Consider the following 26,009-nt stretch of genomic DNA (forward strand, 5'->3'; position numbering starts at 1 on the left):
AGCGGTCTTACCGTCAGAAAATAGCTTTAAAAATTCAGATAGTGGTTTTCAATTATTTTAATCACGCTCAATTTGGAATAATAATGATAAAAATTGGTCAAGGTATCGACGTTCATGCTTTTCATAATAATGGTCAGCAGCAGCAATATGTCATCTTAGCAGGCGTGCCTATTGAGCATACCCACAGTTTGCTTGCGCATTCCGATGGAGATGTAGTGTTACACGCCCTCGCGGATGCGCTGCTTGGTGCACTGGCACTTGGTGATATCGGTCAACATTTTCCTGATACCGATGCGGCGCATGCAGGCTTGGATTCACGAGTCTTGCTACGTTATGTCTATGGTAAAGTACAAGAAGCAGGGTATCGGCTAGGCAATGCTGATATCACCGTCATGTGTGAGCGCCCCAAGCTTGCACCGCACAGTCAAGCCATGCGTGATAATATCGCCAGTGATTTGCAAACGCTAGTCAGTAATATCAGTGTTAAGGCGACCACCACTGAAAAACTAGGCTTTACCGGTCGGCAAGAAGGCATCATGGCTAATGCCGTGGTATTATTAGTTCCTGTCATCTAACCTAACGTCATCGAACCTAGCTAGAGAGCGATTGACTAAAAGAATGATTGGCTGAACCGATATGTAGATTTTGCTTGTAATACTATGACGATTGCCCCATATCTTCATATAATTGTTTTATTATATAAATAACCATTTTAATGAACCGCTTTATCAATAGGAGCTTTTATGAGTGAACAAACCCCAAATACTGCTGCAAACGATGTTGAACAATTGATCCGTGATCAAATCAAAGATAATAAAGTTATCTTATACATGAAAGGCACGCCGCAATTTCCACAATGTGGCTTTTCTGCTAAATCGATTGAGGTTCTTACTCAGATCGGTCGTCCGTTTGCCTTTGTAAATATTTTAGAAAACCCAGAAATCCGTGCAACGTTGCCAAAAGTTGCCAATTGGCCAACGTTCCCGCAGTTATGGATTGATGGCGAGCTGATGGGCGGATCAGATATCATTTTGCAGATGTATCAATCAGGTGAGCTTAAGCCGTTGGTTGAAGCAAACAGCCCTGCTGCCTAATATTTAAGCGCTTTTATTGGACTGTGTTAATGTCTAAATAATCGTCGCATAATAATGAAGCACAGCGAATCCGAGTAGCCTCTCTTAACCGATTGGACTGGCTGCTCGGGTTTTTTATTGTCTATGCAATTGATTGTTTTTATAGGTTTTAACCCCATATAGTGTTCAAGATAAACCCAGTTTACATAATAAGAGAGACTTATGAATACTAAATTAAATAATAATGAACCCACTGAACCACAAGCGGCTGATCAAGAAAATGACCAAAAAAATAAGCAGCAAGAAGCCGCCGAGCAAGCTGCGATTGAAAAGCGCCGTGACTACTTAAAAAGTGAATCGACGCGCATTACAGAAATTGCAGGTAACGAGCCAAACTCAGCACTCAAATGTATTCATCAGCTCAGTGTGGCGGGTGGTGCGACTGAAGGCACTTATATTGCTATCGAACAACGTGTCGTTGCGGATCAAGATACGGCAGGTGCTTACCATTTAGCTTTGCTGGCACAAAACACGCCAGATCTACCGATTGATGCCCGTCAGCTTATTGAGCTGGTTGTCAATAAAGGTGATAACGATCAGCGCTTGGCACTACTTAAGAACTTGCCATTGCCGCCAGTAGATATGATTAAAGAACAGATTTTAGCCAGTGATGATGGTGATGCGATTGGTCAGATGAATGCTTATTTACAGATTAATCCAGAGGGTTATGGTAGTCATCATATGCTGGGTAGTGGTCAGGCAGATCGTATTGTACCGCTGAGTCCTGGTAACAGCTTAGACCTGAAGTAATCATGATAATTTAGCATTTGCGAGAAAGTGCTCATGGGTTAAAGGGTACTGCGAAAGCTTAATTTCAATAGTTTTTGCAGTAACGTTTTTTAAGCATCAAAAAATTGTTATAATGACCAGTTATCTATTAAGCTCCTTTTGTTTCTAAAGGGTTTTGGCGATTTACCTTATCCGTTCTTAAAATACGATTGACGCCTATTTATCACGCGACAAGTTATGGTCAATAATCCATAACTTGTCGCCAGAAATATCGTCATTCAAGCGAGGCATGCATGCAATATCCAAAACATTACGACGTGGTAGTTATCGGTGGCGGTCATGCCGGTACGGAAGCTGCCTTGGCAGCCGCACGTATGGGCGCGCAGACCTTGCTGTTGACGCATAATATTGAGACGTTGGGGCAGATGAGCTGTAATCCAGCGATTGGCGGAATTGGTAAATCACACTTGGTACGTGAGATTGATGCGTTAGGCGGTGCCATGGCGCTAGCAACCGATAAAGCGGGTATTCAGTTTCGCGTATTGAACAGCCGTAAAGGTGCTGCCGTACGCGCGACACGTGCGCAAGCGGATCGTATTCTTTATAAGGCTTCTATTCGCCATACATTAGAGAACCAGCCCAACCTAGATTTATTTCAGCAAAGCGCTGATGATATTTTGGTAGAAAATGGTCGCGCAACGGCGGTTGTCAGCTCGACAGGCATTATCTTTAAGACTGAAACAGTGGTTTTGACTTCAGGCACTTTCTTGGGCGGTGTGATTCATATCGGTTTAGAAAACTCAAAAGGTGGACGCGCAGGAGATCAACCATCTATCAAGCTGGCTGACCGTTTACGTGAATTGAAATTACCCGTTGGTCGCTTAAAGACTGGTACACCAGCGCGTATCGATGCGCGTAGCGTTGACTTTAGTGTGATGACCGTACAGCCGGGTGATACGCCGTTGCCAGTGATGAGCTACATGGGTGATGTATCGATGCATCCAGAGCAGGTCAACTGCTATATCACGCATACCAATGCGCGCACCCATGACATCATCCGTGAGAATTTAGACCGCTCACCGATGTTCTCTGGCAAAATCGAAGGCGTGGGTCCACGTTATTGTCCATCGATTGAAGACAAAATCCATCGTTTTGCGGATAAAGACAGCCATCAAATCTTTATTGAGCCAGAAGGTCTGACCACGCACGAGCTATATCCAAACGGTATCTCAACCAGTTTGCCGTTTGATGTGCAGTTAGACTTTATTCATAGTATGAAAGGGTTAGAAAACGCGCATATTACTCGCCCAGGTTATGCGATTGAATATGATTACTTTGATCCACAGAATCTGAAGCCAACGCTTGAGACTAAGTCTATTGATCGTTTGTACTTTGCTGGTCAAATTAACGGAACGACTGGCTACGAAGAAGCGGGCGTGCAGGGTCTACTAGCAGGTACTAATGCGGCACTCGTCACCACTAATAATAGTGAGTTTGAGACGTGGACACCGCGCCGCGATGAAGCGTATCTTGGTGTGCTTGTTGATGATTTGATTACCCATGGCACGACTGAGCCATATCGCATGTTCACGAGCCGCGCAGAATATCGTCTACTGCTACGTGAAGACAACGCGGATCAACGCTTAACTGAGACGGGTCGTAAGCTTGGCTTGGTAGATGATGTGCGCTGGCAGGCTTATCAAGAAAAAATGGAAGCGATTACGACAGAGACTTCACGCCTAAAAGATATGTGGGCAACACCTGCCAATGCGCTAGGCAAACAAGTCACTGAGCAAACTGGTGAAGTGCTCTCTAAAGAATCGACAGCCTTTGATTTGCTTAAGCGTCCGCAGATTCACTTTGCTGATATTGCTGCTATTACAGATTCAAAAGTTGACACACAAGTGGGTGAGCAGATAGAGATTTCTGTCAAATACGCAGGTTATATCGATCGTCAGCAAGAAGACATCGATCAAATGAAGCGTCTAGAGAATACTGCACTGCCACTAGACTTTGATTACAGTGTGGTATCAGGATTATCAAATGAGATTGTGCAAAAGCTCACGCAAGTTCGTCCTGCTACGCTGGCTCAAGCTGGACGTGTGAGCGGCGTTACGCCTGCTGCCATACAGCTCTTGGCAATGACGGTCAAAAAGCACAAAAAAGCGAAAGCGGCTTTGGGCTCTTAAACTTAGCACAATCACGCATATAGAGTACAAAAAAACCCGTGATAATACGTTATCACGGGTTTTTATTTGTCAAAAATAAAGTTGCCATCAAAAGAAAACGACACGACCTTGTTTTACAGGCTACTTTGTCTCTATACTGGGTCAGAGAGTTTCATTATTACTTGTTAATTTATCTCGTTGATGTCCATATTATGATGGGCTTGTCATCGAATTGAGCCTATTTATGATTGATGCTATTGTCTTTGCCATTACTATTGTCCTGCCCAACCTTGCCTTGATGTGGTTGGGTTTTTTTATGCAAAGACGTGGTGAGGCAAGCCAAACGTTTATTGACCAAGCATCGAGCTTTGTCTTTAATTACTGTTTGCCGTGTTTGCTTTTTTTTAGCGTTGTCGATAGTGATGTCGATTACAGCAAACAAATCACGCTGATAGCGGCTGGTATTTTGGTGACATTTATTTTGTTTATTGGTGCAGAGATTTACGCCAAATATTTTGTGAGCAAACCGGCTGATCAAGGGGTGTTTGTACAAGGCATATTTCGGAGCAATATGGCCATTATTGGACTGGCAACGGTGGCTAATGCCTATGGGGAGCGGGGCTTAAGCATCGGTGCAGTCTATATGGGTGTGGTGACGATATTGTTTAATATCTTAGCGGTTATAACCCTCAGTCGCGTGTCTAAAAGCATGGACGATACGTGGGTTAGTCGCAGTACCATGATTGTCAGAAAGCTGTTTACCAACCCATTGATCATCGCATTGGTAGCGGCATTTGCTTATAAGGCGTTACCGCTACCACCTATTACAGGTGTGATTCATACGACTGGTGATTTACTCGCCGCGGTGGCATTGCCGTTAGCCTTGATTTGCGCCGGTGCCAGTATTGATTTGAAGTCAATGTTGCACCCTTCTGGGTTGTCCATGCAGGCCAGTATCGGTCGTATTGTCATTGCGCCATTGATTGCCATCGCTATTGGATTGGGTTTTGGTCTATCAGGTGTGCATATGGGTGTATTGTTTTTGATGGCAGCAGCACCCACAGCTGCCGCCAGCTACGTAATGGCAAAAGCCATGGGTGGTAATGATGTGTTAGCCGCGAATATCTTAGCTTTTACCACCGTCGTAGGCATGTTTGGAATGGCGATTGGCGCGGCAACGTTGCGTGCATTGGGGCTGATGTAGCACCCTTTTTAACATGATAAGATAAGAGACGAGTTCAATAATAAAAATCCAAAGAGGAGCCATGTCAATGCAATTATTAAACCAAGCGGTAGTGACCGAACATCTCAATATGCAAGCTGCGATTGAGGCGATTGAAAGCTTATTAACTCAGCAAGCAGTACATCCTAATTGGGTTAAAGCACCTGAGCGCTTGGTTATTGAGACCTTTAGTGAAGATAAGAATCACAGCTCAGGCTCGCATTTATCAATGCCAGCGACTATTTATGATGGTGACCAAGAGTACACCACGGTGAAGCTAGTCACCATTTGCCCTGATAATCCCAGTCGTAATATGCCAACGACCACCGCTATCATCACTGTCTCCAACAATGATACAGGTGAGATATTAGCGATTATGGATGGCATTTATATTACGCAAGTGCGTACGGCCGCCTTATCAGGTATCGCAACCAAATACATGGCAAAGTCTGATTGCCAAAGTGTGGCAGTTGTCGGTTGTGGCGGTATGGCTTATGAGCAGCTGCATGCTGTAATGACAGTGCGCCCTGATATTAAAAAAGTGTATTTATGGAACAGAAACAATGAAGGTGCTGAGCAATTTAAGACTAAATTTGCTCGTGATTATGCGCAGTGGGACGTTGAGATTCAGGTTTGCAAAGAGATCGGTGACGCTATCCGTGATACCGATATTATCAACGTAGCGACTCGCGCAACCGAAGGCTTATTTGGCATCGAACAAATTAAATCTGATGCACATATCAATGCCGTTGGTGCTTATCAGCCCTCGATGAAAGAGATTAGTAATGATGTGGTGGCAGGTAGTAATATGGTTGTCGTGGATGATTTGGCTGGCAGTCGCCACGAGGCTGGCGATTTGATACAAGCGCATAATGCTGATGACTGCGCATGGACATGGGATGATCTTAGTGGCGACTTACAAGCGCTGGTAACAGGCGAGCTAAAAGAAGATAAGACTAAGTCTAAAAAAGGCATCACCCTATTTAAATCAGTAGGTGCCGCCAGTTTCGATGCGGCAGTCGCTCTGTATATTGCCAAACAGGCTGTGCAAAAAAATATCGGCTCATCAGTTGATAGGTAATACTGTTTATCACAGAACAATTGGCAAAAGTGCTACACCTTAATCAGCAATAAATAAACCCCCTTTTCAAATAAGAAAAGGGGGCTTTTGACATTAGCTTTAGTTATCTCTATCGCGCTTATCTTCACGGCGCTGCTTGCGTTTTGGACTGGTACGATACGTTAAATACCCACCAACGACCATAACAGCGATGAACGCTATAATGTACAAAAATATTGACGAACCAATAAAGGCAGACGGTTCCATAACCATAATCTCATTAAAAGTTATGAATGATTATGCAAGTGCGGCTGCCGATTGTAAAGTAAACAAGTTTAGCTCAGGTGTAAGTTCAAGTGAACGCAAACGTGCTGCTTGATCATAGACGTTTGCAGTGACAATCAACTCATCTGGCTGATATTGGGCAAGGAACTTAGCCAATTTGGGCTTGACCGTTTCAACAGAGCCAATGAACGAGATCGATAGCGCATTGTCCACCATCATTTTCTCTGCTTGACTCCAGATGCTATCCATATCGTAAGTTGGTTTTGGCATTTGACCCGTTTCACCACGGCGCAAACGTACGAAGCTCTGCTGCGCTGAGGTAAAGTGATAATGGGCAGTCGCATCGTCATCAGCCAATAGTAAGTTCGCTGCTACCATCACATATGGCTTGTCTAAATAGGCTGAAGGCTTGAACTGTTCACGATAAGTAGAGATTGCCTGACTAAGCATTTGCGGTGCAAAGTGGGAAGCGAACACGTAAGGCAGTCCTAAATGTGCGGCCAAGGTCGCCCCAAAAAGCGATGAGCCTAATATCCAGATAGGGATATTTGATTTAGCGCCAGGGAATGCTTGGACAGGACTGTTGTCAGTCGTATTGCCTAAAAAGTACATTAATTCCTGTACATCTTGTGGAAAACGATCAGCATCTTGCATTTGACGGCGTAGTGCCTGAAAAGTTGCACCATCTGTACCAGGAGCACGGCCTAAACCTAAGTCGACACGGTCGCCATAGAGCGCTTGCAACGTTCCGAATTGCTCAGCAATCACCAGTGGGGCATGGTTAGGAAGCATCACGCCGCCTGCGCCAATACGTATTCGCTTGGTTTGACTACCAATATGCGCTAGTAGTACTGAGGTCGCCGCACTCGCAATGCCAGGCATGTTGTGATGTTCTGCCATCCAATAACGGTTTAAGCCGACTTTTTCTGCAAGCTGTGCGGTCTCAACCGTCTGGGCGATACCTTCAGCAATGGTATGACCTTCAGGAACGGGGGCTAAATCTAAAAAGGATAAGGGAATGGTATTACTCATAGATCACCTGTTTTATAAAGTTAAAAGCATTCATGGTCGTTCTGACAGTCTTATATAGGCTGTTTATAGCAACCATTGAACGCTTGTCACTTCATATAATGGGGTAGTTATTATGGATATAAAGGCAGATGTAAATAAGGATAACAAAAAAGGGCATCGCTATTTGATGATAGCGATGCCTTTTCTTCTTTAAGTAAATATCATTTTAGCTGAGCTTATGGAACTGAATTTACTGTGCTGAGCCTACTAGCTAAACTGCTTTTGGCATAATTCCATAAAAGCACGACCGTATTGGCGAATTTCGGCATCGTCCCTTACCGCCATCCAACTGGTAAAGCGGCCAAAATGATCCACTGGAATAGCTGTTAAGTTCTGATAGTGACTTGGCTCAAAAGCCATTTCTGCGATAATACCAATCCCTAAACCAAGACCAACATAAGTGCTGATCACATCGGCATCGAGTGCTGCTAAAACAATATCTGGCTCAAGACCTGCATCTGTAAAGGTTTTATCAATCGCACCGCGTCCGGTAAAACCACCATGATAGGTAACAATTGGATAGCTGGCAAGGGTCGGCAAATCAATAGATTCGTGACTGGCAAGCTCATGATCGCTTGGCACGATAACGCGATGCGTCCAGTCATAATAGCGATAACAGCGCAGATAGTTATTATGGAGCAACGACTCGGTTGCGATACCGATGTCAGCTTGCCCGCGTATCACCATCTGGGCGATGGTCTCAGGATCCGCCTGTTGCAAGATTAAATTCACTTTAGGAAAGCGTTCTTTAAACTCTTTGACCACTTGCGGCAACACGTAACGCGCCTGCGTATGGGTGGTAGCAATGGTTAAGGTACCGACATTGGGATTGTTAAAATCGAGGCTCAAGTTCTCAATCGTACGGATTTCAGCAAAGATGGACTCGATATGCGGCATGAGCGCTGTACCCATGGTCGTCAGACCGGTCAAGCGCTTGCCCTGACGCACGAACACCTCAGTTTTTAGTTGGTTTTCAAGCGCTGCAATATGCTTGGATAAGCTTGATTGACTGGTGTGCAGTACCGTTGCCGCTTGACTTAAGTTATAGCCATTGATCACCGTATGCCACACCGTCTCCAACTGCTTGAGTTGAATTTGCAAGTGCCGCTGATTGACCACTACGTCGATTGCCATAACTGAATCCTATTGTATAAATATACAAATCCTGTCTGTATATAGAAATAAAAACGGACAAATATGCCGTAAGCGACCAGTGTAAATCAAATCTATTATTCTTGTATATAATAAATAGCTATGAATTAATAATAATTAGGAATATAGAGGTTATAACCTAATTGCTACAGTCAGTGAAAAGAAATATCGATATATCAGCAGTATCGTAGCGTTTTTGGGGTATTGTGACTATAACTAGTTTTGAAACTGCAATAAAAGCGCATTATTCAACAAAAAAACAGCCACCTTTTAAAAGATAGCTGTTTGTAGAGTTTGGATTTAATCCGTACCGTCAACCTTAATAAATAGCGTCAGACTAAGTACAAAAGGCTAGTCAGCGATATCAAAACGATCGGCATTCATGACCTTGTTCCAAGCACGAACGAAATCACGAACGAACTTCTCTAAATTATCGTCTTGCGCGTATAGCTCAGCATAAGCGCGTAGTATAGAGTTTGAACCAAACACTAAGTCCACACGGCTCGCTTGCCATTTTATCTTGCCAGTACTGCGTTCGCGTACTTCATAGTTACCGGCAGTATCATCACCTGTTTTTACAGGGTGCCACGTGTGGTTCATGTCTGTTAAGTTGACAAAGAAGTCGTTGGTAAGTACGCCAGCACGGTCAGTAAAGACGCCATGTTGGCTTTGACCATGATTGGTATCGAGAACTCGCATACCACCAACCAATACCACCATTTCAGGCGCGGTCAAGCCCATTAGTTGAGTGCGATCAAGCAGCATCTCTTCAGGCGATACCGCATAGTCTCGCTTGACCCAATTACGATAACCATCGTGTAAAGGCTCCAAATCTGCAAAAGATTCAGCGTCGGTCATGTCACCATCAGCATCACCACGGCCTGCTTTGAACGGTACAGTAACGTCTACGCCTGCCTCGTTCGCTGCTTGTTCGATAGCGGCATTACCAGCCAACACAATAAGATCAGCCAAACTGACGTCTTTGTCAAAACCAGACTGAATGCGTGTCAATGTCTCAAGCACACGTTGTAATTGCTCAGGCTCATTGCCTGTCCAGTCTTTTTGCGGGGCTAAGCGGATACGTGCGCCATTGGCACCGCCGCGATAGTCTGACGCGCGGAACGTACGTGCGCTGTCCCATGCTGTAATGATTAACTCACGACGACTAAGGTCACTGTCTAATATTTGCGATTTTAGCGTCACAATATCATCAGCGGTCAATTCCGTATTGCCTGTAGGAATAGGATCTTGCCATACAAAATCTTCGCTTGGCACGTCTGCACCTAAGTAGCGAGTTTTAGGACCTAAATCACGGTGAGTCAGCTTGAACCATGCTTTGGCAAATACTTCGTCAAAGTACGCAGGCTCTTGATGGAACTTTTCTGAAATCTCACGGTAGATAGGGTCTTTGATCAAAGCCATATCTGCATCAGTCATGATTGGGTTGCGGCGGACACTTGAGTCATGCGCGTCTAATGGTCGATCTTCTTCTTTGATATCAGTCGGCTCCCACTGCCATGCACCTGCTGGGCTTTTGGTCAACGCCCAGTTTTGGTTTAATAGCAACTCAAAGTAGCCATGATCCCACTGGGTAGGATTGGTCGTCCATGCACCTTCGATACCACTTGAGACGGTATCACCTGCATTGCCATTGCCTTTAGGATTGCGCCAGCCTAGACCTTGTTCAGCAACATCGGCGGCTTCTGGCTCATCTTCTAATATCGTCGCATCGCCATTACCATGACATTTACCAACAGTATGTCCGCCAGCCGTCAATGCGACGGTTTCTTCATCATTCATCGACATACGAGCAAAGGTGGTACGCATATCTTGCGCTGTTTTGAGCGGATCAGGGTTGCCATCGACCCCTTCAGGGTTGACATAAATCAAGCCCATTTGTACTGCTGCTAGTGGGTTTTCGAGTGATGCACGGTCTTCGTCGCTGTCATAACGGTTTTTGGTAGCCGCTAGCCATTCACGCTCAGAGCCCCAGTAGATGTCTTTTTCTGGATGCCAGATATCAGCACGACCACCAGCGAAACCTAGCGTTTTAAAGCCCATAGATTCATAAGCCATATTGCCTGCCAAAATCATCAAGTCAGCCCAAGACAGTTTATTGCCATATTTTTTCTTGATCGGCCATAATAGACGACGGGCTTTATCGAGGTTAACGTTGTCCGGCCAGCTGTTCAATGGTGCAAAGCGTTGATTGCCAGTATTCGAGCCGCCGCGTCCGTCAGCACCGCGATAGGTACCAGCTGAATGCCATGCCATACGAATCATGAGACCACCATAATGACCCCAATCTGCTGGCCACCATTCTTGTGACTCGGTCATTAGATTTTTCAAATCGGTTTTGACCGCTTCTAGGTCAAGCTGTTTGAAAGCTTCGGCGTAATCAAAGTCTTCACCCATTGGGTCTGTTTTTTTGTCCTGCTGATGCAATATGTCTAAGTTCAGACTATTAGGCCACCAATCGGTTGCGGCGGATGCAGTCGTCGTGTGAGCTTGGTGCATGACTGGGCAGCCACCCATGCTAGGTCGCTGCGGTGCATGTGTTTCATCCACGTTTTCACTATGAATCGTTGGGCCTTTATCATCACCTTGGTCATAAGTTGTATTGGTTGGTGCATCGTTGTTGTCATTGCTGTCATGATCAACGGGGCAACGTCCAGCATCTGGTGTTGCGTTCTTATCAGCTGTGGTGGGGGTCGAGTTGGACATTGTATAGCTCCTAGGCTTTGTTGATAGATGTGTTGATAAAGAGGACAAACAGTTAATCGTGTTGACCGTTGCCTATACACAAAGCATAACCAAGTACTATGTATTTATAAAACTAATATATAAGAATCATAAGTTTTAAATAACCAATCATCAAAGTCTTGAAGTTGTTTATAGTCCGATGCACGGTTAACGCCATGACTGGGTATCAAGAATCCAACCCATGCTGATTTTATCTTGGTCTGTATAGCAAAAAAAGAATGGTTAGGTACTCTTAAAAACAAAGAGAATGTATGGAAAGATCAGGAAATTTTTACCCTTAATTACAGATTATCATATCCCCTGTTACGACTGTGAAATAGATGTCCTAGTGGAGTGCTGTCCGTGATAAGTTAATGCAGAAATATCTAGTCAAGGTAGGCGTTCTCAAGTACCATAATTGAATTTTGTGGTAATGCTCGTTTTGTGCAACGCTGAGCAATTTTTATCAATCCTTTTTGGCGACAGCTAATAGCGGATTTTTGTTATAAATGATTGATAAAAATTGTGCGCAGTTGTGTTTTTTGTCTCAAGTTTCGGTGAGTTATTATGTCTGCTGTTAAATCTGTGCCACCCAATCAGCCACTTGTCAAGAAATCCTGGGGAGAGGCTGCTAAAGCTTATCTAGATCCCCGTGTCATTATTATGTTGTTTTTGGGTTTTTCAGCGGGTATTCCGATATTGCTTATTTTTTCAAGCTTATCATTATGGCTTCGAGAAGCAGGCATCGACCGAAATGTTGTGACCATGTTTAGTTGGGCAGCATTGGGTTATTCGTTCAAGTTTATTTGGGCGCCATTGATTGATGCGCTTCCTGTGCCGTTTTTGACCAAATGGCTTGGGCGTCGCCGCAGTTGGATGGTCGTGTCGCAGCTACTCATTGTACTGGCGATCATTTTGATGGCAAAAGTGAACCCTGTCAGTGAGGATGTACTGGTCTATATGGCAGGCGCTGCCGTGCTGCTTGGCTTCTCTTCTGCCACACAAGATATTGTGATTGACGCTTATCGTATCGAGTTGGCACCGCCATCTATGCAGTCTATTTTGTCTTCTATCTATGTGTCAGGCTATCGTATCGGCATGATTGTGGCAGGGGCGGGCGCATTGTATTTGGCGGATTACTTTGGCTCGAATGAGACTTTTTATAGCTATGAGGCATGGCGTAATACTTACTACATCATGGCAGGAGTCATGACCTTAGGGGTGCTGACGACGTTTGCCAGCTATGAGCCAACCGCTGAGACGGTACAAACCCAAAAGCAAAAAAGCAATCTAAAAATATTCCTTGTGTACTCTGGTTTACTGCTCGTACCGGGTTTACTGTTTGGTATTATCTACCTAATTAATATTTTGATTAATACAGTGTTTGATAGCACAGTGGCATTGATACCACTAATGCTGATGCCAGCTATTAAGTTTTACTTTTTGGCATTGGTCGCGTGCGCACCGTTGTTGCTACTTTACTTCATTATTAACCAGCCCAAAATCATTAATAAAGCACCATTGGTCGCTGAGACTCGTGAAGACTACGTCAGATTAGTAGCATTGTTTGTATTTTCAGTGATTGCTTTTATTGCCGCTTATATAGTGATGGGACAAGTCCTGCCAGAGTTTGAAGGGGCGTTTGTCAGCTTCTTTGTAGAAACCTTGCATCTGTTAGTGAGCTTAGGTGCGGCAATGGCGGCAGGCTATGTATTGGTCCAAGTGGGTCTGGTCAAAAAAGAAGTGGCCATGGCAACTTGGATTGAGCCAATTTTAGATTTCTTTCGACGCTATGGCAAAAAAGCGCTATTACTATTGTTGTTGATTGGTCTATATCGTATCTCAGATATCGTGGCAGGCGTTATCTCAAACGTCTTTTATCAGGATATGGGCTTTAGTAAAACAGATATCGCCAATGCCGTAAAACTGGTCGGTGTGATCATGGCGATTGCAGGTGGTTTCTTAGGCGGGCTACTGGCTCAGCGTTTCCGTATTATGCAAGCTATGATGATTGGTGCTATTTTAGCCTGTGCGACCAATTTACTGTTTGTGTTATTGACGTACAATCCAGGCAGTTTGCCATTCATGTATTTGGCAGTGATTTTTGATAACTTGGCCGCAGGCCTTGCGAGTGCCGTATTTATTGCCTTCTTATCGGCACTGACTTCCATTCGCTTTACCGCCGTACAATATGCGATTTTTTCCTCACTGATGACCCTGATACCCAAAGTGATGGGTGGTTATTCTGGTGCCATCGTCGATAATATGGGCTACCCATTTTTCTTTATCTTTACCTTTGCTATTGGTATTCCAATTTTGGCACTGATTTACTTTGTCGATAAACATATTGTCATTGGTGATAACGATGATATTTATGGCGATGACAATAATGATGGCAGCGGCGGTAATGGTATAGGTGACAAGCTAAGCAAAACCAATCCTAACCTGACGGATACCAAAGAACCACCGCGCGCATCAGAGTAGGCTAAGCAGTATTTTACCTTTATTCATTCACCGTATTTTAAGAGCTATCTATGACCGTATCGACCATTCGTCAAATAAAGCAACAAATTAGGCAACTGACGAATGGCGATACAGATAATCAGCTACCCCCGTTTTGGTTCACGGACTGGTTGCTGTATGTCATTGATAAGCCTGCGATAGCACTGATGACGGATGAAGATTATCAGCTAACTGATAGCGAGACGGCACAGTTCAAAGCTGGTGTAATGAAAATGCAGCAAGGCATACCGCTTGCGTATCTAACCGGACAGCAGGAGTTTTGGTCGCTTAACTTTAAGGTGAACGAGCATACTTTGATTCCTAGGCCCGATACCGAGGTGCTGGTCGAGCAGGTATTGAACTGGATAAACGCTCAGCTAGCGCAACTCAGTAATAAACGATTGCTAGACTTGGGGACAGGGTCAGGTTGTATCGCTATCAGTCTTGCTCATGAGTTAAAGCACGCTAATTGGCAAGTCGTAGCAGTCGATTTATCGTCCGAGGCGCTTAAAGTGGCTCAGCATAATGCGGTGAGTAATAATGTTGCCAATGTTGAATTTATCCAAAGCAGTTGGTATCAAGCGCTGCCTATTTGCGATGAGCCGCAGTTTGATATCATCGTTTCTAACCCTCCTTATATTGACGAGACAGATGAGCATTTAGCCCATCTAACAGCTGAACCGATCAGCGCATTAAGTGCGCCCAATCATGGTCTGGCTGATATCGAGCATATTGTCTCCCATGCCACGACATACCTATGCGCAGGTGGATTATTGGCTATCGAGCATGGCCATGATCAAGGTGATGCTGTTCGACAGCTGTTTCTAGACAATGGGTTTGAGTCAGTACATACCGTAAAAGACTACGGTGGTAATGATCGCGTTACGCTAGGACAAGCTCAGTAGACAAGTTTTTTATTAGTAAACTTATTTGATTATAGGCTTTGAATGATTATGGTAGAAGCGCTGGTACAGCTATCAGACGACGAGCTGCTCCGTTATGCACGGCAAGTATTATTAGACGGTTGGGATATGGACGCTCAGCTGCGATTGAAGACAGCACGCGTGGTCATAATAGGGGCAGGCGGTCTAGGCTGCCCTGCTTCTGAAACATTGGTACGTGCTGGAGTAGGCCATGTCCATCTGATCGATGATGATGAGATTGAGGCAAGCAACTTACAACGCCAGACGCTGTTTTTACCGGACGATATCGGTAAGCCCAAAGCATTGACCGCAGCAGTCATGTTAGAGCGCATCAATCCTTTGATAAAGACTCGCGGCACAGTTGCGCGGTTAGATGAAGACAATGCCTATGAATTGCTCGATATGGCAACAGGTAAGCCTGACTTGCTACTGGACTGCACGGATAATTTTGCCACGCGCGACATCATCAATCGTATTAGTGTGCGCTATCAGATTCCCCTATTATCTGCCTCAGCAATTGCGATGCAAGGTCAGCTCGCACTGTTTGAGCCTCATTTGAACACTGGTTGTTATCACTGCGTGTTTGGTTCAGTTGTGCTTGATGAAGCCGCTGATGAGCGTACTTGCGCCAATTCAGGAGTGCTAGCCAGTACCACTGCTGTTATGGGCAATTTGCAAGCCAATGCTGCGTTGCAATATTTGGGATTAACTAAAAATCCACTGACAAATAAGCTGTTAATATGGGATGGTAGTCAGATGCAGCAACGGCTCATGGGCTATCGTCAAGATCCACAATGTCCCGTGTGCACCAGTCATTAGCAATGGCTCGATATTTAGCGTTTGTAATCATCTATCCCCAAATATTCCTTTTATTACCATAGTTGTTTCTTATGAAAATTCATCGTCCGCATTTATTAAAGCATACTTTTAATGTTGTTAATCGTGTTCGCCAAACAGCTAGCGTGGCAGGTTTATCTGCGCTGAGAGTGGCAAAAGGTGAAAAACCTGACGCGATGCTACTCAAAGAAACCTTTGAGCAGTTAGGTACGACTTATATCAAAATTGGCCAGTTTATTGCCAGTACGCCGTCATTGTTTCCACGCGATTATGTGAAGGCATTCCAGAGTTGTTTGGATCAGACGACGCCATTGTCTTTTGCGTATATTGAACAGGTGCTCACAGAAGAGCTGGCGATTGATGGCATGACGCTTGATGACAAGTTTGCCCATATCGACCCAAAGCCACTAGCGTCAGCCTCTATTGCCCAAGTCCATGCAGCGCGTTTGCACAATGGTGATGAGGTGGTGCTAAAGGTGCAAAAGCCGGGCGTTGAGACCATCATGCAGACGGATTTGGGCGTATTGCATGGCGTCACTAAGTTAGTTGAGCTACTCATGCCATCGATGAAGTTTGCGAGCATTGCACCTATTATCGATGAGATTCGTTTGCGAATGCTTGCTGAGACGGACTTTATCGCTGAGGCGCAAAACATCCGTGATTTTCAGCAGTTCTTAGCAGTATCAGGTAACACTCGTGTGGTCGCGCCCAAAGTATATGAAGCGCTGACCACCAAGCGCGTACTAACCATGAGCCGCTTATACGGCGTCTCTATGGTCGATGAGTCGCTCATGCGCAATTACTGTGCTGATCCTGCGCAAGTCATGGCAGATACGTTAAATACATGGTTTGCTAGTCTTATGCTGTGCAATAGTTTCCATGCTGATCTGCATGCGGGTAATTTGATGCTATTGACCGATGGCCGTATTGGCTTTTTAGATTTTGGTATCGTCGGTAAACTAAAAGCCGAAAGCTGGCGGGCTTGTATGGGCATGATGCAAGCCATGCAGGACAGTGACTATCAATCAATGGCACGCCATATGATTGATATGGAAATGACGCATGGTGGTAATAAAGTCGATGTGGTGGCATTGGGCAATGATTTGCAGCGTATGATGAAAACCATCATGGCGGAGGATAAAGCCTTTACCAGCGGTGTGCCTTTCAACAGCAAAGAGCAAGCCGATGAGATGAATAAAATGATGCTAGAAATCGTAGAAGTCGGTAAGCGTCATGGTATCCATTTTCCACGTGATTTTGCCTTATTGACCAAGCAGATGCTCTATTTTGACCGTTTTATGCGTACGCTTGCGCCTGATATGGATATGTTTAGTGATCAACGTGTGCAAATGCTGGGACATACAGAGATAGATGCAACCATGCCACCAGCACTAAATGTATCGTAAGTTTTTATTGTATGTTTCATTATTAACTTGTCACTGCTTTTGAATGCTTTAACACAAAGGATTGTGTGCTAATGGTCGCAAAAATGGCTTTGTCATGATGACGGCTCTTAAAAGCCGTATGATCCCGACGATTACCAACGAAGCTGCCATTGCCTGTATCGGTCTCTACTGCATGGCAGTGGTTATGGGCTATGGACGTTTTCTCTTTACCGCCACCTTACCTGATATTATGGTGCAGTTATCGTTATCGACGACGATTGCAGGCTGGTTGGCTTCAATCAATTATATTGGATACTTTATCGGCGCGCTCATTGCCATGTTCGTACCTCAGCGCGCGACATGGCAGGTCATGACGCTTTGGGTCATGGTAAGTATCGTCACAACGATGCTGCTGGTTGTGCCATCTATATCGTTAAATTTATGGTATGTCATTCGCTTGCTGGCAGGCATTGCGAGCGGTGTGGCAATGATCTTGAGCTCTTCGTTTGTGATTCAAAATCTCAGTCCTGAGCGTCGCTCTGTACTTTCGGCAGTACATTATGCAGGTATTGGTGTTGGCATTAGCGCCTCCGCCATACTGACGTGGTGGCTGTTAATATTGGGTTATCATTTTGATGTCATTTGGCTAGTAGCAGGTCTTACTAGTCTGCCGCTTTTGTGGCTGCTCTATGCTATAAAACCAAGACAGTCACAACATACTGAATCTCAGAACATTCGTTCTAAACAGCACATATCAGTGCATCAAACCTATTTAAATTTTAAGCATTCCTTATACGAAGCCGTGGCTGGTCACCATAAAGCCCTTGCGCTACTTTCTGTGAGCTATGTACTTGCTGGGTTTGGTTATATCAGTTCTGCGACTTTTTTGCCAGTGATGGCAGCGCAGCGGTTAACAGCGCAAACTTATGCTGGACTATTGATTTGGCTGGTTGTTGGTATTTTTGCTATGTTATCAAACCCCTTGTGGGGGGCACTTGCCAAGCGAATTGGGGAAACCAAAACCTTGATGGGTTTGACGGTATTGCAAGCATTTGGTATGTGCTTACCCATATGGTTCGATGGTGCGCTTGGCTTGTATGGTAATGCCGCTATCTTAGGGCTAACTTTCGTTGGTATGGTATCGATGACACTCACTTTGTTTAAAAATATCAATCCTGCCTATTCTAATTTGCTAATCGCATTGGCAACACTGGCTTATGCATTGGGGCAGTTTTTAGGGCCATTGGTGACTGTGGCCTTGGCAGGGCAGGACGACAATTTCAATGCAGGGTTGCTCGTTGCTGCTATTGGATTGATGATTGGATTGGTACTATTAATATTGTTCCATCGGCAGTCACCCACAAGTGCTTAAACCCTTTACACCACGCTGCGGCTAAACACTTCTCGTAGCTCAAAACTGGTATGCACTTGCGCCACGCCTTCGATACGATTGAGCCGGTGTAATAAAAACTCCTCGTAATGCGCCATATCGCGCACTCTCACTTTAATAAGATAGTCTTCCGTGCGTCCTGTGACGATGCTACAGCTAATAACTTCCTCGAAACTCTGGACCTTGCGCTCAAACTGCTCGAAACGCTCAGCCGTATGACGATCCATACTGACTGCGATAAATACGGCGAGCGGGTAGCCAAGTTTTTGCGCATCTGTTTTGGTATGATAGCCAGTGATGACGCCGGTATCTTCTAAGCGTTTGATGCGGCGGGCACAAGGGGTCGCAGATAAATTGACACGTTCGGCAAGCTCGGTGATACTCATCCGGGCTTCAGTCTGTAATAAACACAATAAACGTCTATCAGTCTCGTCAATATCAGTCAATATGGGACTATCAGAATGACTACTAGGCATGGAATAGTTACTCGCTAGTGAAATAATCTAATTATATCTACAAAAACGCTTTATTTCACTAAATAAACTCTAATTATAGTGTAATAAAGCGGGTTTCTCTCTCATAAACTTTGCTATTATTAGAATATAAGTTTTAGTTATCTCGTATGCTCAATACTGATCTAATCAGCAGCCTTATTCGCTAAAATATAAATTTCATATTATCTAAGGATTGATTATGTCTGACCAAGCCACACGCACTTTAGCCACGCCGACTGCCAAAAAGACACCAAAAAGTGCCGCTTTTGACTATCAAAAATATCGTCCATTTGCGTTTGCGCCCTCATTACCAGATCGCACATGGCCAAGCAAAACGATTGAGAAATCACCAATATGGGCAAGTGTCGATCTGCGTGATGGTAATCAGGCTTTGATCGATCCGATGACTATTGAACAAAAAATGCGCTTTTTTGAGACTTTAGTCGACGTGGGTTTTAAAGAAATCGAGATTGGTTTCCCATCAGCGGCGCAAGTTGAGTTTGATTTTGCCCGCAAACTCATTGAAGAAAACCATGTGCCTAATGATGTGACGTTGCAGGTTTTGGTACAAGCACGTGAACATTTAATTGCCCGTACGTTTGAATCATTAAAAGGCGCAAAACGTGCTGTCGTCCATGTCTATAATTCAACCAGCCGTGTCCAACGTGAAAAAGTCTATGGCAAAGACAAAGCTGAGATTAAAGAAATTGCTATCGTAGGTGCCAAGCTATTGAAAGAATATGCGGCAAAATACCCTGAGACAGAATGGGTGTTTCAATATTCGCCAGAAAGCTTTAGCCAGACAGAGACTGAGTATGCGGTAGAAGTCTGCGATGCGGTTTGTGAAGTTTGGCAGCCGCAGAACGGTCAGGAAGTTATTTTTAATTTACCGGCGACCGTTGAAGCATCTATGCCCAATGTCTTTGCCGATCAAGTTGAGTATTTCTGTCGCCACCTTGCTATGCGCGAGCATGTGATCGTCAGTTTGCATACGCACAATGATCGTGGCTGTGCGGTAGCAGCAGCTGAGTTGGGTGTGCTTGCGGGTGCAGATCGTATTGAAGGGACGTTGCTTGGTAATGGCGAGCGTACCGGTAATATGGATATTATGGTCATGGCGATGAACTTATTTAGCCAAGGTATTGATCCTGAGCTTGATTTTAGCAATATGAGTGAAATCGTCCAAGTGGTCAGTGAATGCAATAACTTGCCGCTGCATCCACGTCATCCTTATGTTGGTGAATTGGTCTTTACTGCCTTTAGTGGCTCACATCAAGATGCCATCAAAAAATCTCTCGATTATAATGAGCAACATACCGACCAAACCGATAACGTTTGGGATGTGGCATATCTACCTATTGATCCAGCGCACATTGGTCGCAGTTACCAAGATGTGGTACGTATCAACAGCCAGTCTGGCAAAGGTGGGGTCGCTTATATCTTGCAACGCAATTATGGCTTTAACTTGCCACGTTGGATGCAAATTGACTTTAGCCGTGTGGTTCAGCAGCAGGCCGAAACAGTGGCGCGCGAATTACAAAATGATGAAATCTTACAGACCTTTGAAGACACCTATTTGCGTCAAGGTAGCTTTGAGCTACTAGACTACAGCGTGAACAATAAAGGTGGGCAGGTTTATTTTAACGGTCAAGTACAGATGAACGGCGATATCATTACTATCGATGGCACGGGTAATGGTCCATTGTCCTCGTTTATCAATGGTCTTGCGCAGCATACGGGCAAGTCGCTACATATCATCAATTATGCTGAGCACGCGATCAATCCGCAGCACAATAGCGGTAATGGTATCGATGATGATAACAATCGTGATAACAAAACCAATGCCAATGCTGCCGCTTACATTCAATTGAATGTTGATGGCGAAGTTTACTCTGGTATTGGCACCTGTAGCAGCACAGTATCAGCGATGTTGAAAGGGGCACTATCCGCCTTTGCTCAAGCATTAAATACTACGGCTGCTTAATAGCTTAACAGTAGTACATAGCGCGCTAGTAGCGTTGATACTGCCCACGCATAACGTCATGGTTCTTTACGATTCGTCAGTGAGAGCCATGGCGTTATTGTTTGAGTGGTTAAAACAGACACGGGTGATAAAATAATTAATAGCTTATTGGATTCTGTGTGTCATAAATTCATAAACCCAATAGCATAATGTTACTTGTGTTTTTGGTGTCTAAGACTTACGCTAATGTACGTATTGCTCAATCATTATAAATAAAAAGGTTAATTATGGAACCGATATCATTTGCTTCATTTACATTGGCCTCTATTCTGGCTTCCTTGCCAGTAAATGGCGAAGTAGTTAGTAAGCCGACGATTACGACGCATATTAGTCCTGCCATTGCTGGACAATGGGAAATAGACTTAGACAGTAGTATGACCATGACTAAAGAGGCTGAGGCTAGGCAAGCGGCATTGGTAGACACGCCAGCAAGCAAAGGTGATGAGCCAAAAATAAATGCTGGTACAGACGGTGGGATTCTTACACAAAGCGAAGAGCGTGTTCTCAATATTCAGCCGAAAACTCGCAATAATTTAATGGCGTCAGTGTTGGCTTCCAATCAATGCCGTGAGTTATATAACTTTGGTGCTGACAATGAAATGTGGGCTGTCAGTGGTGAAGAATGGACGTACGGTCGCTATCTGGTCACTCATCGCGAAGAAGGCTTACCTGTGATTGCCATTCGAACGGTATATGACAATAATGAAGTAGACTGCTCTGGTAATAAGATTGATCAAACTGATGAAGCGCTGATAGCGTTTTTGAACCATGATGGCAACCAAATGCAGTGGTGCGCTGACCCTGATGGCAGAGAATGCTTTATGAACTTCAACAGAGTATTGCCATAATGTTTGATATATTCTATTGATGTTATTGTCTATAAAGAAAATTCAATTTTATGTGAGCCCATTAAAAAACCCGCTATCTTAATAGATAGCGGGTTTTTTAATTCTATTTATCAGGTCTGTTTATCAACGCTAAATGATGATTTTACTCATTATCGTTATATAAAAATAAAGTGGCAAACTAAGACGCTGATTTGGCTTTATGTGCTGTTAATAATTCTCTTTCTAGATAGTGAATGTTTTGTGCTTCTTGTACAAAACTATCATCCGCTAATATCACGTCACGATGTAAAGGAATATTGGTTTTGATGCCCTCAATCACCAATTCATCAAGCGCATGTAGTGTCTTAGAGATGGCTTGCTGGCGAGTTTGACCATGACAGATAAGCTTGCCTATCAACGAATCATAATACGTCGGTATCTCATACCCAGGATACAAATGCGAATCGAATCGAACGCCAGCACCACTTGGGGCAAACAACTGGTTGACGGTACCAGGACATGGCATAAAGGTCGCTGGATCTTCAGCATTGATACGGCATTCAATCGCATGACCTTGAATTTCAATCTCACTTTGACGGTAAGACAAGCCGTAACCTGCGGCAATTTTTAGCTGCTCAACGACGACGTCGATACCCGTAATCATCTCAGTAACGGGATGCTCTACCTGTACCCGAGTATTCATTTCAATAAAGAAAAACTCGTTGTTTTCGAATAAAAACTCAAACGTACCGGCACCGCGATACTTGACCAACTCGCAAGCTTTGACACATGCCCTTAAGATAGGCTCGCGCACATCATCAGGGATATCAGGCGCAGGGGCTTCTTCTAGGACTTTTTGATGACGACGTTGTAATGAGCAATCACGGTCATATAGATGAATCGCATTACCATTGCCATCGCCCAGTACTTGTACTTCGACATGACGTGGGTTTTGTAGATAGCGTTCCATATAGACGGTATCATCACCAAACCATAGCTCAGCTTCTTGTTTTGCTGCTTGTACTTGTCCGATGACCTCTTCGAAGCGCTCAACCACACGCATCCCACGACCACCACCACCAGACGCCGCCTTGATCAATAGGGGAAAACCAATGTTGCGTGCTTGTTCTTCCGCATTGTGCAAGGTCACCGCTCCAACAGAGCCGGGTACGGTAGGTACGCCTGCTTTTTTCATGGCATTAATAGCGGAGACTTTATTACCCATGAGTCGGATATGATCGGCATTAGGGCCAACGAAGGTTAGTCCTGCTTCTTCAACACGCTCAGCGAATTCGGCGTTTTCGGACAAAAAACCATAACCGGGATGGATAGCATCAGCACCAGAGATTTCTGCTGCGGTTAAAATAGTATTGATATCAAGATAGCTTTGATTGGCATTTGGCTTGCCGATACAAATGGCCTCATCAACAAAACGCAGGTGCATCAAATTGGCGTCAGCCGTTGAGTAGACGCCTACGGTTTCGATTCCTAGCGCTTTACACGCACGAACGATGCGTAGTGCGATTTCACCTCTATTGGCGATGAGCAGTTTTTTTATCATGGGGTCATCCTTGTCGAAGCGGTAGTTAACGATTCACTCGCTATGCCAGTCATCGATTGCCATCATCAAATGCAATGGTGGGGCGCGATGAGCAATAACGAGATATCAATCATAACGAAGTAAAGGTTGGCGAATATTATTACGCTTTGTAGCGAATCATAGGCTGGCCAAACTGTACGACTTCAGAGTTATCTACCAAAATTTCGTCAACGACACCACTTTGAGTCGCTTCAAGAGGGTTCATGATTTTCATGGCTTCGATAATGCCAAGCGTATCACCCGCTTGCACCTTTTGTCCGACTTTCACAAATGGTGGATCATTCGGGCTAGGCGCTGAATAATACACGCCAACCATTGGTGAGGTTTCAACGCTACCAGCTTTTATGGCTGGTTTTGTGTCAGCAGCAGCAGGCGCTACTCCAGCAGCAGGCGCAGCCATCATTGTTGGTGCTGGCGTATCATAATGCCTTGTCAGACTAATATGCTCATCATCCGAACTGATTTCTAAATTGACCAGTTCACTTTCTTCCATGAGGGCGATTAGGGTACGTATTTTTTCAATATCCATAGTTTTTATAATGCCTTGTACTAAATTCAAGAAATAGTGTAACGAAATATTGTCTAAGTAATTGCTAATGATACCTAGATTCATGACAATGAGCAATCAATGTACAGTTGTTAACTGAGAAATTTTACATATTTTGACGTAAGCTTTTCTTATGAGTAAGAAATCATCAGTGATTTATCATAGTCTATGTGGCCAAGTAGTGCCAGCATTGGTTACTAGACACTACGATTAGAGAAGAATGATATAGTCAATCCTATATTAGTTGGATACAGTGTCAGCCTTGCTTAGTCTACTAGTTGTAGTACTTTCGCTCGCCTTCCTTGTATCCAAATTATATTGAACCGACTATAGCAACTTTAAGCCCAAAGTATCCTGAGGCGCTTTTGTTGATAGCGTAGACGCAAGGTGAGAAGAATAGAGGATAAAAACAAACCCGTGATCAATGCCATCCAAAACCCTTGCGCGCCCACATCCGTGAAACGCACCAAATAGATGCCAAGTGGCAAGGCAACCAACCAATAGCAAAATAGCGTCACCCACATCGGTATCGTGGTGTCTTGCATACCGCGTAGTATCCCCGCAATGTTGACCTGCCAGCCATCAAATAGTTGGTAAGCAAGGGCAAAGATGAGAAGGTGCATGGCTTGCGCTCTGACTTCTACATTGTCCGTGAACGCGGCTGCCAGTTGTGGGCGGAACAGCCAGATTCCAAGCATACAAACAATGGCAATGAGCACGGTCCAGATAAGTCCAGTCGCTTGTACATGGCGCAGCGCCAGCAGGTTCTTTTCACCAAAGCGATTGGACACCATAATGGTTAGAGCCATGGCAACCGAGATGGGTATCATAAACAGCTGCGATGTCACCGCCAGCGCCACTTGATGCGAGGCAGTTGCCAGCTCACCCAATGGACTGATGACCAGTGCACCCAAGCTAAATAGACTGGCCTCAAAGAAGATTGAGATGCCAATCGGGATACCAAGCTTGAGCAGTTTTTTTATCTGTGTGCGATTGGGTCTGGCAAAACTATAAAAGAAGCGCGTACTGGCAAATTGCTGGCGCTTAGTAAAGCTGGTATAAGCGACGAGCAATAAGACGTTTATCCATAATACTAATGCCGTTGCGACCCCGCAGCCAGCGCCGCCCATTTCTGGCATGCCAAACAGACCATGGATAAAGATATAGTTGAGCGGGATATCTGCGATCAGGCCAATGATACTAATCACTGTCACCGGCTCAGGGCGCCCAAGCGCCTCGCAATAACTGCGTAGGACGGCATAGACTGCCAGTGCAGGAAAACCAAACGACACCCCATGTAAATACTGCGACGCTATCGGTTGGATATTTTCGGGGACGCCCATGATACCAAGGACATTGGGTGCAAGATTGACAATAATAAACCCAAGAATCCCAATCACACCTGCTGTCCACAAGGATTGCTGAGTGATATGTGGTACTTGGTTGAGTTTATTCTGCCCTATAGCTTCCCCAATGAGAGGGGTGGTGGCGATTAAAATACCCGTGGCTAATAAGAACAGTGGCAGCCAAATACCAGAGCCAACAGCGACCGCTGCCAAGTCGAGGGCAGAAACTTGACCTGCCATGATAGCATCGACGACACCCAGTGCTGCTTGGCAAAACTGAGTAATCAAGATGGGTAAGGCGAGCACGCCCAAACGTAAACTGTAGCTTTTAAAATCGGTAAAGGATATTGGCAAAGCCATAATTAGCAACTTTTCATAATTCGCGGTGGTTAGTGTTGATAGACAAATACTGTCATCGACCACTCAATAGCGAGACAGCAACAGTGGCGTTGTACTGACAATAAATAAGACAAGCAATTCGATAAGTAAAGACACTTAAATAAAAATAACCCGTCAATCCAAGTGATAGATTAACAGGTCATAAGTACATAAGATGGTAAAGAAGCCAGACTG

Annotated in this window: 21 protein-coding genes; 13 read left to right on the forward strand and 8 right to left on the reverse strand. The window is 44.6% G+C overall.

All coding sequences use genetic code 11. The annotated features are described in order from the left end of the window. Positions 1–83: 83 nt before the first annotated feature. From ispF to AAEY72_RS06265, 6 genes are all read left to right on the forward strand, one after another. Positions 84–575 (forward strand): 2-C-methyl-D-erythritol 2,4-cyclodiphosphate synthase, encoded by a 492-nt coding sequence (ispF, locus tag AAEY72_RS06240; protein WP_352309874.1) that lies wholly within the window; start codon positions 84–86, stop codon positions 573–575. Positions 576–743: 168 nt separating this feature from the next. Continuing rightward, complete coding sequence (grxD, locus tag AAEY72_RS06245; protein WP_010201219.1) at positions 744–1,094, forward strand: Grx4 family monothiol glutaredoxin; 351 nt, start codon at positions 744–746, stop codon at positions 1,092–1,094. Between the two features lie 201 nt (positions 1,095–1,295). Further along, the gene (locus tag AAEY72_RS06250; RefSeq protein WP_352309876.1) at positions 1,296–1,883 is read left to right on the forward strand and encodes a hypothetical protein; all 588 of its coding nucleotides are present in this window, start codon (positions 1,296–1,298) and stop codon (positions 1,881–1,883) included. Positions 1,884–2,155: 272 nt separating this feature from the next. After that, positions 2,156–4,051: a tRNA uridine-5-carboxymethylaminomethyl(34) synthesis enzyme MnmG gene (gene mnmG, locus AAEY72_RS06255; protein ID WP_352309878.1), complete on the forward strand. Its 1,896-nt coding sequence runs from the start codon at positions 2,156–2,158 to the stop codon at positions 4,049–4,051. Between the two features lie 223 nt (positions 4,052–4,274). Continuing rightward, positions 4,275–5,234 carry an AEC family transporter gene (locus tag AAEY72_RS06260; RefSeq protein ID WP_352309879.1) on the forward strand — a complete coding sequence of 320 codons (960 nt, stop codon included), beginning with the start codon at positions 4,275–4,277 and terminating at the stop codon, positions 5,232–5,234. A 67-nt stretch (positions 5,235–5,301) separates the two neighbouring features. Then, on the forward strand, positions 5,302–6,333 hold the full coding sequence (locus AAEY72_RS06265; protein WP_352309880.1) for an ornithine cyclodeaminase family protein: 1,032 nt from the start codon (positions 5,302–5,304) through the stop codon (positions 6,331–6,333). A gap of 99 nt (positions 6,334–6,432) precedes the next feature. On the opposite strand, the gene AAEY72_RS06270 is transcribed toward AAEY72_RS06265, so the two are convergent. The 4 genes from AAEY72_RS06270 to katG form a co-directional block, all read right to left on the reverse strand. Further along, entirely contained in the window at positions 6,433–6,579 is a 147-nt protein-coding gene (locus AAEY72_RS06270; protein ID WP_189584903.1) for a hypothetical protein, read from the reverse strand. A gap of 30 nt (positions 6,580–6,609) precedes the next feature. Next, positions 6,610–7,629: an LLM class flavin-dependent oxidoreductase gene (locus tag AAEY72_RS06275; protein ID WP_189584906.1), complete on the reverse strand. Its 1,020-nt coding sequence runs from the start codon at positions 7,627–7,629 to the stop codon at positions 6,610–6,612. 246 nt (positions 7,630–7,875) lie between these two features. Beyond that, entirely contained in the window at positions 7,876–8,802 is a 927-nt protein-coding gene (locus AAEY72_RS06280; RefSeq protein WP_352309882.1) for a LysR substrate-binding domain-containing protein, read from the reverse strand. Between the two features lie 369 nt (positions 8,803–9,171). After that, entirely contained in the window at positions 9,172–11,355 is a 2,184-nt protein-coding gene (gene katG / locus AAEY72_RS06285; protein ID WP_352309994.1) for a catalase/peroxidase HPI, read from the reverse strand. A gap of 774 nt (positions 11,356–12,129) precedes the next feature. Between katG and AAEY72_RS06290 the strand changes: the two genes are divergently transcribed. The 5 genes from AAEY72_RS06290 (at position 12,130) to AAEY72_RS06310 (ending at position 18,581) form a co-directional block, all read left to right on the forward strand. Then, complete coding sequence (locus tag AAEY72_RS06290; RefSeq protein WP_352309884.1) at positions 12,130–14,046, forward strand: AmpG family muropeptide MFS transporter; 1,917 nt, start codon at positions 12,130–12,132, stop codon at positions 14,044–14,046. A gap of 50 nt (positions 14,047–14,096) precedes the next feature. Beyond that, positions 14,097–14,969, forward strand: a complete 873-nt coding sequence (gene prmC, locus AAEY72_RS06295) for a peptide chain release factor N(5)-glutamine methyltransferase (RefSeq protein ID WP_352309885.1) — start codon at positions 14,097–14,099, stop codon at positions 14,967–14,969. 42 nt (positions 14,970–15,011) lie between these two features. Further along, complete coding sequence (locus AAEY72_RS06300) at positions 15,012–15,806, forward strand: HesA/MoeB/ThiF family protein (RefSeq protein WP_502945355.1); 795 nt, start codon at positions 15,012–15,014, stop codon at positions 15,804–15,806. 71 nt (positions 15,807–15,877) lie between these two features. Beyond that, a complete protein-coding gene (locus AAEY72_RS06305; RefSeq protein ID WP_352309886.1) occupies positions 15,878–17,230 on the forward strand; it encodes an ABC1 kinase family protein in 1,353 nt (450 codons plus the stop codon). Between the two features lie 94 nt (positions 17,231–17,324). After that, on the forward strand, positions 17,325–18,581 hold the full coding sequence (locus AAEY72_RS06310; protein ID WP_352309887.1) for a YbfB/YjiJ family MFS transporter: 1,257 nt from the start codon (positions 17,325–17,327) through the stop codon (positions 18,579–18,581). Between the two features lie 5 nt (positions 18,582–18,586). On the opposite strand, the gene AAEY72_RS06315 is transcribed toward AAEY72_RS06310, so the two are convergent. After that, a complete protein-coding gene (locus AAEY72_RS06315; RefSeq protein ID WP_189584927.1) occupies positions 18,587–19,075 on the reverse strand; it encodes an Lrp/AsnC family transcriptional regulator in 489 nt (162 codons plus the stop codon). A gap of 217 nt (positions 19,076–19,292) precedes the next feature. Between AAEY72_RS06315 and leuA the strand changes: the two genes are divergently transcribed. Next, positions 19,293–21,077, forward strand: a complete 1,785-nt coding sequence (gene leuA / locus AAEY72_RS06320; protein ID WP_352309888.1) for a 2-isopropylmalate synthase — start codon at positions 19,293–19,295, stop codon at positions 21,075–21,077. Positions 21,078–21,343: 266 nt separating this feature from the next. Continuing rightward, positions 21,344–21,964, forward strand: coding sequence for a hypothetical protein (locus AAEY72_RS06325; protein ID WP_352309889.1), 621 nt, complete (start codon positions 21,344–21,346; stop codon positions 21,962–21,964). 178 nt (positions 21,965–22,142) lie between these two features. Here the strand turns inward: AAEY72_RS06325 and accC are convergent, their stop codons facing one another. The 3 genes from accC to AAEY72_RS06340 all read right to left on the reverse strand — a co-directional run bounded on the left by accC (position 22,143) and on the right by AAEY72_RS06340 (position 25,796). Next, positions 22,143–23,504 (reverse strand): acetyl-CoA carboxylase biotin carboxylase subunit, encoded by a 1,362-nt coding sequence (gene accC / locus AAEY72_RS06330; RefSeq protein WP_010201258.1) that lies wholly within the window; start codon positions 23,502–23,504, stop codon positions 22,143–22,145. Between the two features lie 139 nt (positions 23,505–23,643). After that, positions 23,644–24,072, reverse strand: coding sequence for an acetyl-CoA carboxylase biotin carboxyl carrier protein (gene accB, locus AAEY72_RS06335; protein ID WP_194619844.1), 429 nt, complete (start codon positions 24,070–24,072; stop codon positions 23,644–23,646). A gap of 356 nt (positions 24,073–24,428) precedes the next feature. Next, entirely contained in the window at positions 24,429–25,796 is a 1,368-nt protein-coding gene (locus AAEY72_RS06340; RefSeq protein WP_352309890.1) for an MATE family efflux transporter, read from the reverse strand. Positions 25,797–26,009: the final 213 nt, after the last annotated feature.

It is taken from the genome of Psychrobacter sp. W2-37-MNA-CIBAN-0211 (assembly GCF_040309405.1).
Taxonomy (GTDB): Bacteria; Pseudomonadota; Gammaproteobacteria; order Pseudomonadales; family Moraxellaceae; genus Psychrobacter; species Psychrobacter glaciei.